This is a genomic window from Leeuwenhoekiella obamensis (assembly GCF_055391795.1).
Window position 1 is genome coordinate 2,208,792 of the sequence record NZ_AP029251.1, and the last position, 17,659, is coordinate 2,226,450.

Annotated in this window: 13 protein-coding genes; 8 read left to right on the forward strand and 5 right to left on the reverse strand. The window is 39.1% G+C overall.

Going from position 1 to position 17,659, the window contains the following annotated elements; all coding sequences use genetic code 11:
* Positions 1–68: 68 nt before the first annotated feature.
* The gene (gene proS, locus ACZ5L8_RS09670) at positions 69–1,541 is read right to left on the reverse strand and encodes a proline--tRNA ligase (RefSeq protein WP_464436989.1); all 1,473 of its coding nucleotides are present in this window, start codon (positions 1,539–1,541) and stop codon (positions 69–71) included.
* A 130-nt stretch (positions 1,542–1,671) separates the two neighbouring features.
* Between proS and ACZ5L8_RS09675 the strand changes: the two genes are divergently transcribed.
* Both ACZ5L8_RS09675 and ACZ5L8_RS09680 read left to right on the forward strand, forming a co-directional pair.
* Entirely contained in the window at positions 1,672–2,853 is a 1,182-nt protein-coding gene (locus tag ACZ5L8_RS09675; protein ID WP_464436991.1) for a hypothetical protein, read from the forward strand.
* 34 nt (positions 2,854–2,887) lie between these two features.
* A complete protein-coding gene (locus tag ACZ5L8_RS09680; RefSeq protein ID WP_464436993.1) occupies positions 2,888–4,378 on the forward strand; it encodes an OmpP1/FadL family transporter in 1,491 nt (496 codons plus the stop codon).
* A gap of 4 nt (positions 4,379–4,382) precedes the next feature.
* On the opposite strand, the gene ACZ5L8_RS09685 is transcribed toward ACZ5L8_RS09680, so the two are convergent.
* On the reverse strand, positions 4,383–6,833 hold the full coding sequence (locus tag ACZ5L8_RS09685) for a T9SS type B sorting domain-containing protein (protein ID WP_464436994.1): 2,451 nt from the start codon (positions 6,831–6,833) through the stop codon (positions 4,383–4,385).
* A gap of 133 nt (positions 6,834–6,966) precedes the next feature.
* Between ACZ5L8_RS09685 and folE the strand changes: the two genes are divergently transcribed.
* The 6 genes from folE (at position 6,967) to ACZ5L8_RS09715 (ending at position 12,300) form a co-directional block, all read left to right on the forward strand.
* Positions 6,967–7,653 (forward strand): GTP cyclohydrolase I FolE, encoded by a 687-nt coding sequence (gene folE / locus ACZ5L8_RS09690; protein WP_462597474.1) that lies wholly within the window; start codon positions 6,967–6,969, stop codon positions 7,651–7,653.
* 68 nt (positions 7,654–7,721) lie between these two features.
* The gene (gene cysS / locus ACZ5L8_RS09695) at positions 7,722–9,206 is read left to right on the forward strand and encodes a cysteine--tRNA ligase (RefSeq protein WP_464436996.1); all 1,485 of its coding nucleotides are present in this window, start codon (positions 7,722–7,724) and stop codon (positions 9,204–9,206) included.
* 5 nt (positions 9,207–9,211) lie between these two features.
* Complete coding sequence (gene yidD, locus ACZ5L8_RS09700) at positions 9,212–9,457, forward strand: membrane protein insertion efficiency factor YidD (protein ID WP_464436998.1); 246 nt, start codon at positions 9,212–9,214, stop codon at positions 9,455–9,457.
* A gap of 56 nt (positions 9,458–9,513) precedes the next feature.
* On the forward strand, positions 9,514–10,455 hold the full coding sequence (gene lgt / locus ACZ5L8_RS09705; protein WP_464437000.1) for a prolipoprotein diacylglyceryl transferase: 942 nt from the start codon (positions 9,514–9,516) through the stop codon (positions 10,453–10,455).
* Complete coding sequence (locus ACZ5L8_RS09710) at positions 10,448–10,936, forward strand: DUF192 domain-containing protein (protein WP_464437002.1); 489 nt, start codon at positions 10,448–10,450, stop codon at positions 10,934–10,936. Before lgt ends, ACZ5L8_RS09710 begins: the two co-directional genes overlap by 8 nt.
* Positions 10,937–11,062: 126 nt before the next feature.
* Positions 11,063–12,300 (forward strand): IS3 family transposase gene (locus tag ACZ5L8_RS09715; protein ID WP_464437004.1). Its coding sequence is split into 2 segments (ribosomal slippage): positions 11,063–11,423 and positions 11,423–12,300, totalling 1,239 coding nucleotides; the frame shifts between segments, so codons are not numbered across the junction.
* A gap of 52 nt (positions 12,301–12,352) precedes the next feature.
* Here the strand turns inward: ACZ5L8_RS09715 and secDF are convergent.
* From secDF to ACZ5L8_RS09730, 3 genes are all read right to left on the reverse strand, one after another.
* Positions 12,353–15,367, reverse strand: coding sequence for a protein translocase subunit SecDF (secDF, locus tag ACZ5L8_RS09720; protein WP_464437007.1), 3,015 nt, complete (start codon positions 15,365–15,367; stop codon positions 12,353–12,355).
* Positions 15,368–15,548: 181 nt separating this feature from the next.
* Complete coding sequence (gene mdh, locus ACZ5L8_RS09725; RefSeq protein ID WP_464437009.1) at positions 15,549–16,475, reverse strand: malate dehydrogenase; 927 nt, start codon at positions 16,473–16,475, stop codon at positions 15,549–15,551.
* Between the two features lie 150 nt (positions 16,476–16,625).
* Positions 16,626–17,630 (reverse strand): DUF6588 family protein, encoded by a 1,005-nt coding sequence (locus tag ACZ5L8_RS09730; RefSeq protein WP_464437010.1) that lies wholly within the window; start codon positions 17,628–17,630, stop codon positions 16,626–16,628.
* Between the last annotated feature and the right edge of the window lie 29 nt (positions 17,631–17,659).

Genomic DNA, 17,659 nt, shown 5'->3' on the forward strand with positions numbered 1-17,659 from the left:
GCTTAATTGCGGATGCAAAAATACAACTATTTTTAAATGCCGCAAGCCCTTTGCAAACTTTTTTAAAATTAATATGCTTTTGCAAAAAGAACGCGCTGTGTAGCAGGCTTACCACTATACACACAAACACCTTCTTCCTCTTTGTTTTTCAAAGGAATACAGCGAATCGTTGCTTTTGTTTCTTCTTTAATTTTTTCTTCAGTTTCTATCGTTCCATCCCAAAAAGCGCTGATAAATCCGCCCTTTTCTTCAAGAACTTCTTTAAACTCATCATATGAATTCACCTCACGAATATTCTCATCACGGAAGGTCTTAGCTTTTTCAAAAAGACTCTTCTGCATCTCCTTAAGCAATTCGCGCACGCGATCTACGATATTGTCTTTAGAAACCACCTCTTTAGTTAGCGTATCTCTACGCGCTAACTCTACCGTTCTTTTTTCAAGATCACGAGGACCTATTGCAATTCTGATCGGCACACCTTTTAATTCATACTCATTGAATTTCCACCCCGGCTTATGCGTGTCTCTATCGTCAAATTTCACAGAAACGCCCTGCAATTGCAATTCTCTCTGTAATTCTTTCGCTATTTGCGAAATAGACTCAAGCTGCTCTTCTCCTTTATAAATAGGCACGATCACAACTTGAATAGGAGCAAGATTAGGAGGAAGCACCAGGCCATTATCATCACTATGCGTCATAACAAGCGCACCCATTAAACGTGTAGAAACTCCCCATGAAGTTGCCCAAACATGTTCTTGCTTACCTTCTTTAGAAGCAAATTTTACGTCAAACGCTTTCGCGAAATTCTGTCCTAAGAAATGTGAAGTACCCGCCTGAAGCGCTTTACCATCTTGCATCAAAGCCTCAATACAATATGTTTCTATCGCTCCTGCAAAACGCTCACTTTCTGTTTTAGTTCCCTTAATCACAGGAATCGCCATAAAGTCTTGCGCAAAATTTGCATAAACCTTCATCATTTGTTTCGCTTCTGCGATTGCTTCTGCTTCAGTGGCGTGAGCAGTATGACCTTCTTGCCAAAGAAATTCTGCTGTACGCAAGAACAAACGCGTACGCATTTCCCAACGAACAACATTTGCCCACTGGTTCACAAGAATAGGAAGATCTCTATACGATTGGATCCACTTACGATAAGTGTCCCAAATGATAGTTTCAGAAGTTGGTCTCACGATCAACTCTTCTTCAAGCTTTGCTTCTGGATCTACAATGATACTACCATCTTCATCATTCTTTAATCTATAATGCGTTACAACCGCACACTCTTTTGCAAATCCATCTACATGGCTCGCCTCCTTACTAAAGTATGATTTAGGAATAAATAATGGGAAATAAGCATTTTGGTGACCGGTATCCTTAAACATTCTATCAAGCTCTGCCTGCATTTTCTCCCAGATGGCATATCCGTAAGGTTTTACAACCATACATCCACGCACACCAGAGTTTTCAGCAAGATCAGCCTTCACTACCAGCTCATTATACCATTTTGAATAATCTTCTTCTCTAGTGGTTAAATTCTTTCCCATGACTTAAATTTGGCACAAATATTGTGACTTATAAATTGTTACGATTCGCTAATTTCTGTTAAATGAAACCAGAATGAGCGCAAAACTAACTAAATTTATAATCCCACGATAACAAAATACACTTATAGTAATGCGACAGATAGATATAATGACGAAAGCACCAGCAAAATTTTTTACGCTTATTGCAGCCACAATTACTTTTGTTGCTTGTGGGCCCGCTCAGTACACGGCTGAAGACGGAATTTACAGTTCAAACACAGTAAATAATCAAAGATTTCAAGAACCAGAAACTGATTCTAGAGCTGATTATTATGCTGATTATTTCAATCAAGGTGCAGAACAAATAAGACGCGCTCAAGAGAACGACTCAATTTTTACTGATATTGACTCATACAGTTCAACAGGGGATTACACAGATGCAGATCTAGCTACTCAAGTTGATATGGGATATGCAGGAGGAAATCCTGGTTGGGGAGATGTTTATGATTCTGTAAGCATTAATTATATAGACAATTCATGGGGACCTACTTGGGGATGGTACAATCCAATGTTTGGTTATGGTTATTCTCCATACTGGGGCTTAGGATATAACGGCTTTGGCTTTAATGGTTGGGGATATCCTGGATATTATGGCGGTTATTATAATCCTTATTGGAGCCGCTGGGGTTATGGATTTAACCCTTACACGGGATATGGCTTTGCTGGATTCTACGGTTTCCACTACTACGGTTTTTACAATTATGGTTTAGTACGCTATGGTAATCCCGCTTTCTACTATGGTAGAAACGGAGCATATCGTAATGTAGCTTACAATTCTAATCGCCGTTACTACAATTCTAGAGGTAATGAAGCATATAGCAGATCTAATACACAAAGCAGATCAAGCGATTCTCCATATAGTAGAACAAGTAGAACATACAGCAGAAATAATGTAGGTGTTGACTACAGTAGAAGCAACAGAAGTACAGCGACGAGAAGCAGCAGCGCATCTGGAAGTAGATCTAATTCTATTTACAGTAGAGAAAGCTCTAACAGAAGAACAACTTCTAACAACACATACAGCAGATCAAACTCATCAGGTTCTAGAAATTCATCATACTCCGCTCCTAGCAGAAGCACGAGCTCAAGTAGAAGTTCATCTTACTCTACTCCTACCAGAAGCTCAAGTTCTTCTTCTTATTCAAGAAGTAGCAGCTCTTCATCAAGAAGTTCTAGCTCAAGTGTAAGCAGAAGCTCTAGCAGTTCATCTAGAAGTTCTGGTGGCGGCGCTTCAAGAAGTAGCTCTGGAGGCAGAAGAGGCGGAGGCCAATAATCAAAAAACACATTTCAATTTTTAAAAATTTAGCATGAAAAAGTTATCTATACTTTTACTAATAGGACTTTCTGCGCTTAGTTTAAACGCACAGAATATTTCTGACGCAGTACGCTATAGCACTCAAAATATAATGGGAACCGCTCGCTACCGCGGTGTAGGCGGAGCCTTTGGAGCACTAGGCGGAGATCTTTCAGCTTTAAACAATAATCCTGCGGGATCTGCAATATTCAATACATCACACGGTTCTGCTACCTTAGGCATGACAACCTTTGACAACCAGACATATTATAATGATGGGATAACAGTGACCAATGATTCAGATTTTGACTTAAGTCAAGCAGGTATTGTATATCTAGTTAATGAGAACAACGGAGATGCCGGAAAGATCGCCATTGGTTTCAACTATGACAAAACTGCAAATTACAACGATGCTTTTGTTGCTTCTGGCATGAATAACAATTCAATTGATTCTTATTTCTTGAATTATGCCCAAGGCACACCACTGAGCCTTTTACAAACTCAAGACAGAGAAACTATTGATGATCTTTATCAATATCTCGGAGAGTTTGAAAGTTTTGGTGCTCAACAAGCATTTTTAGGATTTCAAGGGTATATCATTGATCCCTTAACTGATTCTGAAGATAACACTCAGTATGTAAGCAATATTGCCCCTGGTAGCTTTGATCAAGAAATGAATCAAATCACTAACGGTTACAGCAGCAAGGGGACATTTAATATCGCGGCACAATTGAGCCCAAAACTCTATTTAGGTTTAAACCTAAATGCACACATCATTGATTACAGTAAGAGAACTACATTTTTTGAGGATAATGATAATGAAGGAAGTCAAGTTACTAGCTTGAGATTTGAAAATAATCTTGACGTGCTAGGCGACGGTTTCAGCGCTCAAATAGGAGGTATTTATCAGCTTGCGCCAAATTTTAGAATAGCGGGAACATACGACACTCCTACATGGTACACGATCTCAGAAGAATTAACACAAGGACTTGCTACTAGCGGAACAAATGGTAATCAAAGCGTCTTTCCTGATGTAGTAAATGTTTACCAGGATTATGACTTAAAAACTCCAGGAAAGATCACAGGAAGTGCTTCTTATATTTTTAGAAACTTAGGTTTTATAAGTTTTGATTACTCATACCAAGATTTTAGCACTATTGAATTTAGACCTAAGGATGACGCTTACTTTCAAGGTGTGAATGCTGATATTGCTAATACACTTAAAGCTGTTTCAACCTATAAATTAGGTGGTGAGTATAAAGCACAGAATTGGGCGTTTAGAGCAGGATACCGATTTCAAGAAAGTCCATATAAAAGTGAATATGCCATTGGAGATTCCAAAGGGTACTCGCTTGGTTTAGGATATACTTTCGGTGATTCAAGAATAGATGTTGCGTATGATAGATTTTCGCAGCAGCGTAATCCTTCTATTTACGGTAATAATTTTGCTTTTGTAGATAATATTCAATCTACAGTTTTATTGACCTATTCTTTAAATCTGTAATATTTTATCGCTTTAGAGCGAAATGCGCTTTGAACGAACGCATAGTTTGATCTCGAGGTTCTATATACTCTATACGAAACCAGTAGTCTGTAGCAGGGAGAATTTTACCACGATAGGTACCATCCCATCCCTCACCAAATGGATTGATCTGCTTTAAAAGTTTACCATAGCGATCAAAAATATAAATCAAGGCCTGGCCATTCACCTTTGGATCCAGGCCTTTTATATTCCAAGTGTCATTAATTCCATCTGCATTAGGACTAAAATACCTTGGGTAGTCCATTATAGTAAAAACAGCACTTGACACAACACCACAACTATTTATATCTCGTACATAAACTATGTGATCACCAGCAATAACTCCTGTAAAAACGTTACTTTCTTGGTAAGGTCCCAACTCATCATCTAGAGCAAATTCATAAGGAAAATCACTAAAGCCTCCTTCAGTTTCCACAGAAACCGTATGCAAGCCATTGTCACTAAAACTATCTGTTTCTATAACCACAGAAACTTTACTAGGCGGACCAGAAGCTTGAAATGTTGCTGAATATTGCTCGCTTTGACAACCTGTAGTATTATCAATAACAACTAGAGAATAGGTGCCGCCTTGCTGCACATTAAATATCGGTTCTTCTACCCCATCATTATTTAGATCATTATCTGGTGTCCAATCATACGTAAAACCAGAACCTAGATCTTCACCTACTAACACTCCGCCATTAAGTGCCACACCAGAAGAATCTACACAAATGAAAGAGGATTCATTTTCAAAATAAGGATCGATCACAAATGGATTTTGATTTACAACTAGATTAAAACTTGTTATATCATAACAATCTAGTTCAACCTGCTCCACATAATCTACCCGTGCATAAACAATACGTTCTTGCGATGCGTAATTTTCTGGATCTGCTATTGCATTTGTCAGAGCTTCAGCATCAGCTTGTGAAGTGAAAAATCTAATATCATATTCTGATGGATCTTGAGCACCCAAAATACCAGCTTCTCGCGCGGTAAGATCGAAAGTTGACACACCCGCCTCACTTTCGCAACTTACCATATCTACCGGTTTGTTTGCAACAGGCTGCTCCACGAATCTTGCTGTATATACTTCACTTATACATCCCGTAAAACTATTTGTGATCTGTAATGTATAAGTGCCGCCAGTGATCACGTTAAAAATAGGCTCTTCTACTCCGTTATTATCTTGATCGTTATTAGGCGTCCAATCATAAACGTAATCACTACCCAGATCTTCACCCAGTAAAATTCCATTGGCATCGAGGCAAATAATTTGATCACCATTATTCAGCAGTTCTTGTTGCGTGATTTCAGGTATAGCATCAACTATAAGATCAAATGAAGTTATATCAAAGCAAGTTTCTTCTCTATCGATTGCATTTAATCTCGCATAGATCGTTTCTCCCGGAAATGCAGAAGTATAACTTTCAGGCTGATCGATCGCTGAAGAGTCATTTTCGGCATCAGCCAAAGAATTAAAGTATCTCACAGCGTGCAAAGCACGATCTTGAGACCCAAGAATTACGGCGTCTTGTTCGGTAAGATCAAAGGTCGCCGAAGAATTATCATTTTCGCAAGTTTGAAGATCCTGCGGAGTACCGGCAGTGGGCGCAGTGAGATATTCTATGCTTATACTATCTTCTTCTAAATCGCCATCTGCGCGAGTGACAATTACTTTATAATACCCCGTTTGATCTACTATAAGGGTTTCGCTAGTCTCACCTACAATCGTTTGATAGCCCGAGCCAAAATCAACTTGCCACTCATAAGATTGCGCAAGCGAATAGGTCGCATCCAGCGTTATTGGCGCTGGATCGCAGGTTTGGATATTTTCACCAAGTAAACCATTTAAAATCGAACAATCTGTTGAGCCTGCTCCAGCATTACCTAGATTAAGTTGCTCTAATTTTATATAACCACTAGAATCAAAAATAGCATTGGGATTATCCAGCTCTTGTTGACCTGCATAGTTTGTAATGAGAACAACATAGATCTCATCGCTTTGCGCTCCCGTAATTTGAAAATGTTCAATGGGAAATTCAGAGAAACCACAACTCAATATATTTTCATAGTTCAGACTTTCGTCATAATCACAAAGATCATCACGCGCAGTAAATGGTCCCCACACAATAAAATCTACATCTAAACCACGGCCACTAAAATCTTCTTCAGTATTCTGCGATAGCCTAAAACTTAGATCTCCCGGCTTGTCTATTTGCATAAAAAACCAAGAAGGAAATGGCGTCTCTTCAAGACAATCATAATCCGGACCTTCTTCTGCACTTATCTCTGTTGAGTTGCGTGGATTAGAATTAGGAAAAACTATAGCACCAGAATTGTCGGCACAAAAGGGCTGAAGATTGTTGCAATTTGAACCTTGCCCTGAACAAATAGAAGCACATAAACTAAAGAAAATGAGCAAGTAGGATCTCATTATTAGCAGTTGTTTATTTGAGTAAATCAAAAATAAACATTGACACTTAATACTCTAGCTTAAATCTTAAAACGTTTAAATCTTTTATTCCATATCTTTGCAAGCCTTAAAAGAAAGCTACGACTAAGAGCTTATGAAGACCGATCTTGATAAAGAAGAATTAAAAGCGATAGAAGAGTTAGGTGATGCACACTTAGGCAACACTGCAAAAACTCCTATGCGCGACGATGCATTTGCATTGAGCGATGTTGAAAAAATTGCGCTTATACGCGAAGATGTTGAACATATTATGCACACGCTAGGCCTAGATCTTACAGATGACAGTTTGCGCGGAACTCCTAATAGAGTCGCAAAGATGTTTGTAAATGAGATCTTTGGCGGTTTACATCCTGACCGTAAGCCTAAGGCATCCACATTTGACAACAACTACAAATACGGCGAGATGCTTGTAGAAAAAAACATCACGGTTTATTCTACTTGCGAGCATCACTTGCTACCTATCGTGGGTAGAGCGCACGTTGCTTATATAAGTAATGGTACTGTAGTTGGACTTTCAAAAATGAATCGCATTGTAGATTATTATGCAAAGCGCCCTCAAGTGCAAGAAAGACTTACCATGCAGATCGTTAAAGAACTGCAAGAAGTACTAGGTACAGAAGATGTAGCATGCGTTATCGATGCAAAACACCTTTGTGTAAACAGTAGAGGTATTCGCGATATCGAGAGCAGCACAGTAACTAGTGAGTTTGGCGGAAAGTTCAAACAAGAGTCTGTGCGTAGAGAATTTCTTGATTACATCAATCTGGATACCGATTTCTAGAATTTTGGCGAAAGCCAGATCCCTAAAATTTCTTGTATTTTTAGATCATAAATCCATAGCCCAAAGCAATGGCGTCACACAACAAGCAAGAGCTTTATATATATAATTCCCTTTCGGGGAAAAAAGAAAAATTCACTCCCATTCACGAAGGTAATGTGGGGATGTACGTCTGCGGACCTACGGTTTACAGCAATGTTCATCTAGGTAACGTGCGTACATTTATTTCTTTTGACATGATCTTTAGATACCTGAAGCATCTAGAATATAAAGTGCGCTATGTGCGAAATATAACAGATGCCGGCCATCTTACTGACGATGCTGATGAAGGCGAAGATAAGATTGCAAAAAAGGCGCGTCTAGAGCAGATCGAGCCAATGGAAGTTGTGCAAGAATACACGGTAGACTTTCACAATATTCTGCAGAAATTTAACTGTCTCCCTCCTAGTATTGAGCCTACCGCGACTGGTCATATCATTGAGCAGATCACGATCATTGAAGAAATTCTTGAAAAAGGGTATGCTTATGTTGAGAATGGTTCTGTGTATTTTGATGTAATCAAATTCAATGAAGATTTTGAATATGGTCTTCTTAGCGGTCGTAATCTTGAAGATATGATCGCAAATACACGCGAACTTACCGCGCAAAGCGAAAAAAGAAATGCTCAGGATTTTGCTCTCTGGAAGAAAGCCGGACCAGAACACATCATGCGCTGGCCTTCACCTTGGGGCGATGGTTTCCCAGGATGGCATCTTGAGTGTACTGCGATGAGCACAAAATATTTAGGAGAAGAATTTGATATTCATGGCGGTGGTCTTGATCTTAAATTCCCACACCACGAAGCCGAAATTGCACAAAATGAAGCTTTTTGCGGTAAAAGCCCTGTGCGATTCTGGATGCATGCAAATATGCTTACGCTCAATAGCAAAAAAATGTCAAAGAGTACCGGCAATAATATTTTCCCAGCAGAGATCATTAGCGGCAGCAGTGAATTTCTATCTAAGGGATATTTGCCTAGCGTAGCGCGTTTCTTCATCATGCAGGCGCACTATAGAAGCGTTCTTGACTTTAGTGACGAAGCTTTGCTTGCCAGCGAAAAAGGCTATCATCGCCTTATGGAAGCGATCGCGACTTTAAATGTTCTTAAGCCTTCCGGCAAAAGTTCTATTGATATTCAAAACTGGAAGCAGGCGGCATACGATGCGATGAATGACGATTTTAACACGCCTATTCTTATCGCACAACTCTTTGAAGCTGTGAAGCACATTAATCAGGTAAATGACGGGAAAGCCACGCTAACACAAGAAGACATTGACGATCTTAAAGAAACGATCACAACATTTGTTTTTGATGTGTTAGGATTAGATGATGTCAATGCTTCTGCAGATGATAATGCAGATAAACTTAATGGCGCTGTAGAAATGCTTATTCGTCTTCGCAATCAAGCTCGCGCTAATAAGGATTTCGCCATGAGCGATAAAATAAGAGATGAACTTCTTGCAATAGGAATTCAACTTAAAGACGGTCGCGAAGGAACTACCTTTAGCATAAACTAAGCATTGTGAGGAAGATCGCCACAGCACCATTTATCATCTTGATACGGTTCTACCAGCGGTTTATTTCTCCAATTTTACCATCTGCCTGCAGATATCAACCCACCTGCTCACAATACACCATTGAGGCATTGCAAGAGTATGGATTATTAAAAGGTAGTTGGCTGGGCGCCAAAAGAATTGCAAGCTGTAATCCTTGGGGAGGCAGTGGTTACGACCCTGTACCGAAAAAACATAATCATAAAACCGAATAAAATGCGACAGCCTGGCTGACGCATTTTCTATATTTACAACAAACCGAAAAACGACCATGACACACTTCTTAAAAATGACCTGGAACCCATCTACCGGAATCGAACTGGGCTTTTTAACCATTCACTATTACAGCTTGATGTTTGTAGTGGCTTTTATGGTGGGATGGTATATTACAAAGGCCGTTTTCAAGAGAGAAGAAGTTGCAATGGAGAAGTTGGACTCTCTATTTATTTATGCAGTTGTTGCAATACTTGTGGGCGCAAGATTGGGACATGTGATATTTTATCAAACAGATCTTATCTGGACTGACCCTTTTGCTGTTTTTCTTCCATTTAGATTTGTTCCAGAAATTGAATACACCGGTTTTCAAGGGTTAGCGAGTCATGGCGCTGCCATCGGGATGATCTTTGCTATGTGGCTTTACAACAAGAAAGTATTGCACAAAAGTGTTTTATGGCTGCTTGATCGTGTAATTCTTGCTGTTAGCTTCGGAGCTATTTTTGTGAGAATAGGAAATTTTTTCAACAGTGAGATGGTAGGAAAAATTACAAACAGCAACATCGGGATCAAGTTTGTGCAAGATCAATACAGCAAATACGAAGCGATGCGCATCACAGGTATTAAAAATGAGCAAAAAGCCTTCCAGGCGCTTACAGACGACCCTCAATTTGCAAACTATATCGCAGAGATCCCTTACCGCTTCCCAGGACAATTAATGGAATCTGCAGGTTATGTGATCGTATTCCTTATTATGATGTTTGCTTACTGGAAGACCAGCGCAAGAAAAAAAGAAGGATTGCTTTTTGGGCTGTTTTTAATACTTCTTTTCACCGTAAGGTTCATTGTAGAAAACTTTAAACGCGCTCAGCTAGAAGAACGCGAAGACATTATTTTAAACCTAAATACGGGTCAACTACTTAGTATACCCTTTATGATCTTAGGTATATTTCTTGTATTAAGAGCTTTAAAGCAAAAAGAAATCAAGACATATGCGTAAACTTTGGATATCTGCAGCATTACTTTCTGCACTGTTAACGGCTAGTTGCAAAAATGACACAGGCGAAACTTCTACTGAAAATTTAAGAGAAGAAGTAAAGTTTAAGCACGAGGCCGATCTTGTGATCATGCGTTCAGGCAAAACGATCAAGAATCTTAAAGTAGAACTAGCAGACAACGCTTTTGAGACTGAAACAGGCCTTATGTACCGCACTTCAATGGAAGAAGACCACGGAATGCTTTTTGTCTTTCAAGAGGTGAGAGAACGCTTCTTCTACATGAAAAATACAGAGATCGCTTTAGACATTCTTTACATAGGCGAAGATATGGAGATCAAAAAGATCGCTGCAAACGCTCAGCCTATGGATGAGACCTCTATTCCTTCTGGCGAACCTGTAAAGTATGTTCTTGAAGTAAATGCTGGCATGACCTCAAAATGGGGCGTAGAAAAAGGCGATAGCATTTCTTACCAGACTTTATAAGAGATTCCTTTTCGCTTAAAGCGAAATAAACAAATACACGACATAAAAAAAGCCCTCGCAATTGCGAGGGCTTTTTTACATCTATTGTCCCGTCCTGAAATAAGTTGACACAAATTCGACTTATTTATGAAAGACTCAGAAGGAGCTGAGAAGAAACGGACTCAGCGTGATTACAATTTAGGCTTTAAATTAGCGGTTGTATCTCAGGTAGAAAAGGGCGAAATGACTTATAAGCAAGCCCAAAAAGCGTACGGTATTCAAGGAAGGAGTACTGTTTTGGTTTGGTTGCGCAAACACGGTATCTTAGACTGGAGTAAACCAAAGACAAGACTTAGCTGTAATACAATGAAAGAAACACCTGCTCAAAAGATCAAGAGGCTTGAAAAAGAGCTGTCAGATGAGAAGCTTAAGAATAAGATTCTCAACACGATGATCGATATCTCAGATCAGCAATACGGAACTTCTATTCGAAAAAAGTATTTGCCCAATCAATCCAACGAATCCGGCAAGAACACCGACTAAGCCTGTCACGTTGTTGCAGATTGTTTGGGATAAGCAGACAGGCTGTCTATCAAGCAGAAATGCGAGAAAGGACAAGAGCTGATGAACTTGCCTTGATCAAACCGCTGATTTTAAGGGTGCGCCAGCAAATGCCAAGACTAGGTACTCGTAAACTGTATTATTTACTCAACGTTGAGTTTGAAAAGATGAGAGTTAAAATAGGCAGGGACGCCTTATTTGATTATCTCAGGTCAGAATCAATGCTTATAAAACCAAGAAAGAATTACACAAGGACAACAGACTCTCGGCATTGGCTAAAAAAACACCCTAACCTAATGAAAGATGTTACACCCGTAAGACCAGAGCAATACTTTGTAAGCGATATTACTTACATCAAGAGTAGAGAAAGGACACATTATCTTTCCTTGGTGACAGACGCTTTTAGCAGAAAAATAATGGGCTATCATCTAAGTGATGACATGAGTGCAGAAAATGTAGTTAAAGCAATGAAAATGGCTAATAAGAGTAGAACCACATCAAGCGAGGTAATACACCATTCTGACAGAGGCTTGCAGTATTGTTCTTCGTTGTATCAAACTCAATTGAAGCGATCAAATGCGATACCTTCAATGACAGATGGATATGACTGTTATCAAAATGCATTAGCAGAACGAATTAACGGGATATTGAAGAGTGAGTTCTTAATAAACAAATGCAATACAGGCAAAGAACTCAGCCTGCTAGTTCAGCAGTCTATTAAAACTTATAATAATCAAAGACCACATCTAAGCCTTAACTACAAAACACCTAATTTTATACACAACAAAAAATCCCTTGAAGTTAGCTCCAAGGGATTGATTTAAATTATTAAAAACTGTCAACCTATTTTAGGACGACTCATATATCTTGAGAGAATTAAGCATTAACCTGCTCTTCTTCTTTCTTTTCTTTCATCTTCAATCCTTTCTTCTTCACTGTATCAAACATTACAGGAGTTGCGATAAAGATTGATGAGTATGTACCTACGATCACACCTACTATCAATGCGAACATGAAGCCCATTATACTTGCTCCACCAAAGATGAAGATAGCAAGTAACACAATTAGTGTAGTCATAGAGGTGTTTAACGTACGGCTCAAAGTACTGTTTATAGCACTGTTGATGATGTTAAACATAGTCTTGTTACCACCATATTCATTAAGATACTCACGAATACGGTCAAACACAACCACGGTATCGTTCAATGAGTAACCAATTACCGTAAGGATCGCAGCGATAAATGCTTGATCGATCTCCATGTTAAACGGCATGAACTTATACGTAAGCGAGAAGATACCAAGCGTGATCAACACATCATGGAATACAGCCGCAACCGCACCAAGAGAAAATTGCCATCTTCTAAAACGTAGAAGAATATAAAGGAATACAACTACAAGTGAACCAAGAACTGCCCAGAATGAATCTTTCTTAATATCATCTGCAATAGTAGGACCTACTTTGTTATACTCTAGAATACCTATTTTATCTTCTCCAGATCCACGTACGAATTCTGCATAAGTGATATCTGCAGGAAGGAATTGTTTCAATCCTTCAAACATTGACTCTTGGATCTCATCATCTACCTCTGTAGACTCTTCATCGATTCTGTATTTTGTAGTGATCTTAAGTTGGTTTCCTTCACCATAAGTTTTAGCAGATACACTACCAAATTCATCCACAAGCGCAGCTTCAGCATCAGTTGGATTAACTTCTTTATCAAAACGCACAGTATAGTTACGACCTCCTACAAAATCCACACCTTGATCAAGGCTGTTTGTAAATAAAGAGATCAAACTGATCGTGATCAAAGTACCACTGATGATGTAAGCTACTTTACGCTTACCTAAGAAATCTCTATTGATGTTCTGGAAAAGACCTCTAGTTGCAGCAGTAGAGAATTCTAATGCTTTACCATTCTTACCATAACTATCAATAAATAATCTTGTGATAAAGATCGCAGTAAATAGTGAAGTACCAATACCTATCATTAACGTAGTGGCAAAACCTTGAATAGGTCCTGTACCGAATAAGAATAAGATCAACGCCGTTAAGAACGTAGTGATGTTTGCATCAAGAATTGATGACAACGCATTGTTGAAACCGTCCTTGATAGCATCACGTTGTGATTTACCTCTTGCAAGCTCTTCACGAATACGCTCAAAGATAAGTACGTTTGCATCCACAGACATACCTATAGTTAATACGATACCAGCGATACCAGGCAATGTCAGCACAGCTCCTAGACCTGCAAGAATCCCAAAAATGTAAAGGATGTTTACCGCAAGAGCGATATCTGCATAAAGACCAGCCTTACCATAATAGAAGATCATCCATACAAGTACAAGTAGAAGTGCAATTACGAAAGACATAAGTCCGCTGTTAATTGCTTCCTGACCTAGAGATGGTCCTACAACATCGTAAGAAATTATTTTGGCAGACGCCGGAAGTTTACCAGCTTTAAGAACATTTGCTAAATCTTGAGCTCTTGAAACAGTAAAGTTTCCTGAGATCTCTGTAGAACCACTGCTTATTTCTGCTTTAGCCGTCGCTGCAGAATATACAACACCGTCTAATACGATAGCGATAGACTCACCTGTTTGAGCAACTTCACGGGTAAGTTTTGCCCATTGACCAGGACCTTGACCATCAAAGTTGATCAATACGTTAGGCTCACTACGTAGTGTATAATCCTGACGCGCATCTTGAACAACATCACCACTCATTACAGCCTCACCTGCACGGTTAGATTGCAAGAAGTATAATGGTAAAACATCTTCATCATCACCTAAAGGAATACCCCATGCTAATTTTGCAAATCTTAGGTTTTGAGGACGAAGTCTCATAACCTCTGGCATTCTTAAATATTCTCCTACAGTTGCAGTATCTTCCACAGCAGCATACCCTAAGATAGATGCACCTTGATATTGTGTAGGAACAAATTTTTCAAATAAAGGATTCTCTCCTTCTTGTGGCTCTTCAGCTTCATCATCACCAGCAAGAAGTCCATCAAGACCTTCCTCATCTGCTTCAGTAGAATCTTGTGCAACAACTGCACTTTCTTCTTCATTTACAATTTCTGGGCTGATAAGATCTTTCAATAAAGCATTTGATTGGATCAAGAATTGAGAAGTAGAAGCATCTGTAAGATACGTCTTGTAGAACTCAAGTTGAGCTGTAGATGTCAACTGGAATTTTACACGCTCAATGTCTGTAGCACCCGGAAGCTCGATAAGAATACGGCTAGGGTTATCAAGACGTTGAATATTAGGTTGAGTTACCCCAAATTTATCAATACGATTACGCAATACTTCAAACGCAGAACTTAATGATTGCTCAACCTCATCAGTGATGATAGGCTCAACTTCACCATTGGTCATATTGAAGTTGATCTTTTCGCTTAATAAGCTATTAGCAAAAATATCTGGAGACGCAAGTTTGTTGTCTCCTGGTATTGCTTCAAATGCATCAATGAAGTCTTCTAGGTAACTCTGCTGACTGTCCTTTTGGCGCTCAGCCGCATCATCAAGGGCTTGTCTAAAAGCTGGATCTGTACTGTTATTACTTAGACCTACAAGGATGTCTGCAACAGAGATCTCAAGAGTGGCGTTCATACCACCTTTAAGGTCAAGACCTTTGTTAAGCTCCTTTTCTTTAGCCTCGTTGTAAGTAATACCTAGCGCAACAGGATTATCTCCTACAGAGTCAAGATATTTTGTTTCTACCGCGCCTCTTTCATCTACATACCCCTCAACGGTATTAGGCACCTTGTTCGCTGCAAAGACTTTTGCCTCTTCTTCTACTTTGTAAGTGAAGTATGTATACGATAGTTGATACAAACTCACTAATCCAAATAAAATCGCAAATACTCTAATGAGTCCTTTGTTCTGCATTCTCTTTTAAGATTTAGTATTCTATCCGCACTTTTGCGGCTAATTTTTAAAACGTGCAAATATATGGTTATATGGTAGAAATGCCAATAAATCTTTTTCAGATTTCCTTAACATTTAACACATAAAAAAAGGACCGAAGAATTCGATCCTTTTTTATTGATTATCAAGAATATAAATTCTCTTATAATTCTAGCAAACCGTTAGTTTTCTTAACAGCTGCTGCACTTTCTTGAAGTTTTTCTTTCTCAGCGTCAGATAGCTCTATCTCAACGATCTGCTCAAGACCATTGCGTCCCAAAATCGCAGGAACACCTATTGAAATATCTTCTAGACCATATTCTCCTTCTAATAAAGCAGAGCACGGGAACATCTTTTTCTGGTCGCAAGCAATCGCTTGTACTAGTCCAGAAACCGCTGCTCCTGGCGCATACCACGCAGAAGTACCAAGAAGTTTTGTAAGCGTAGCTCCACCTACTTTAGTATCTTCTTTTACCTGCTCTAAGCGATCTTCTGCAAGAAATCCTGAAACTGGCACACTGTTACGTGTAGCAAGTCTTGTTAAAGGAATCATACCTGTATCGCTATGACCGCCTATTACCATACCATCTACATCAGAGATAGGGCATTCTAGAGCCTCAGCAAGACGATACTTAAAACGTGCGCTATCTAAAGCTCCACCCATACCAATGATTCGGTTTTTAGGAAGACCGGTAGTTTTGTGCACTAAATATGTCATAGTATCCATTGGGTTACTTACAACAATAATGATCACGTTAGGAGAATGTTTGATCAAATTAGAAGAAACATCCTTTACAATACCTGCGTTTATACCTATAAGCTCTTCACGAGTCATTCCTGGCTTACGCGGAATACCACTTGTAATTACCGCGATATCACTATCTGCAGTTTTAGAATAATCACCAGTTGTACCAGTAATTTTAGTATCAAAGGCGTTCAGCGAAGCAGTTTGCATAAGATCCATCGCTTTACCTTCTGCATATCCTTCTTTGATATCTAGTAAAACTACTTCTGATGCAAAATCTTTAATTGCGATATATTCGGCACAACTAGCGCCCACGGCACCTGCACCTACTACGGTAACTTTCATTGTATGTGGTTTTATTGAGTAATTAACAGTTAAATTTTATGATTTTTCTATTTGGCTGTAGCCAAAAAAAAGAATCCCTGCGAAATTACAACTTCACAGGGTTTTATCCATAAAATCGCCTACTTAAATGGCGATCGAGGCTGAGAAATTTTAGCGGAAGCTAAATGCTACCCCAGCCGTAAGATTTCTATATTCTTGAATGGTGTAATCTGCAAAAATATGAAAGAAAGCAAGCTTTAATTTTGCACCCACATTAGCACGCACACCGCCTGGATTATAATTAATATTAATAGGATCTATGATCGTATCTGTATCACCACTACTGTATTGCACAATATACGTTCCCAGCACTCCTAACGATGACTTCCCGCCTGCATAACCTAAGCCACCATAAAGCGTTACAAAAGGAAAATCAAGCGAAGCCACCGCCTGAACAGTGTAAGAATTAAGTTTGAACTCAGCACGCTGATTACTACCATCAAAACTTTCACCTTCTTCTATATCATAATCTACAGTCATATTTGTAAAACCGCCCAAGATCGCAACATTAAGCGGCAATTTTTCAAGCGGACCAAAATATTGCATGATATTATGCTTTAGCCCCACACCATAAAGTTGACCTTCTACAGAGTCATCACCCACCTTTGGCGTATAACGCACAGTCACATCTGTATCAAAAAATGTACCTATCGTCGCTTGGATCATCGGCGCTGGCACAGCATTTAAAGGAAGATCATCTTTTATACCTTCTGGCATTTCAAACTCTACCGTTTCTTCTCCATCACTTGTCGTATACATTACAGTCGCAGGATTACTGTTACCCATAACTGTTGGCGTTGAATTTGGACTAGCAACTAGCGTCCCCTCAAAATTATAATCAGAAAAATTAAAATTCTCTTGCTCCGTCGGAACCATTGAAGCATTTAGACCTATAGTAATATCAAAACCAAGTTTCTTATGCGTTTTTGCTGTGTGATACCAACCGCCATTCATGGCAAAGATCAAACCTTCCATCGCAGGATTGATATATGCTCCCATCAATGTAGAAGCATCTTGTTTTCCTGCAGCGATCACAGATTCAAATCCGCCATCTACTTGGGCTTTCGCCGAAAAGGACATAATAAAGACAAAAAGAAGTAAAGTATTTTTTTTCATGTTAGATAATTTGGAGTGATGCTAATTTA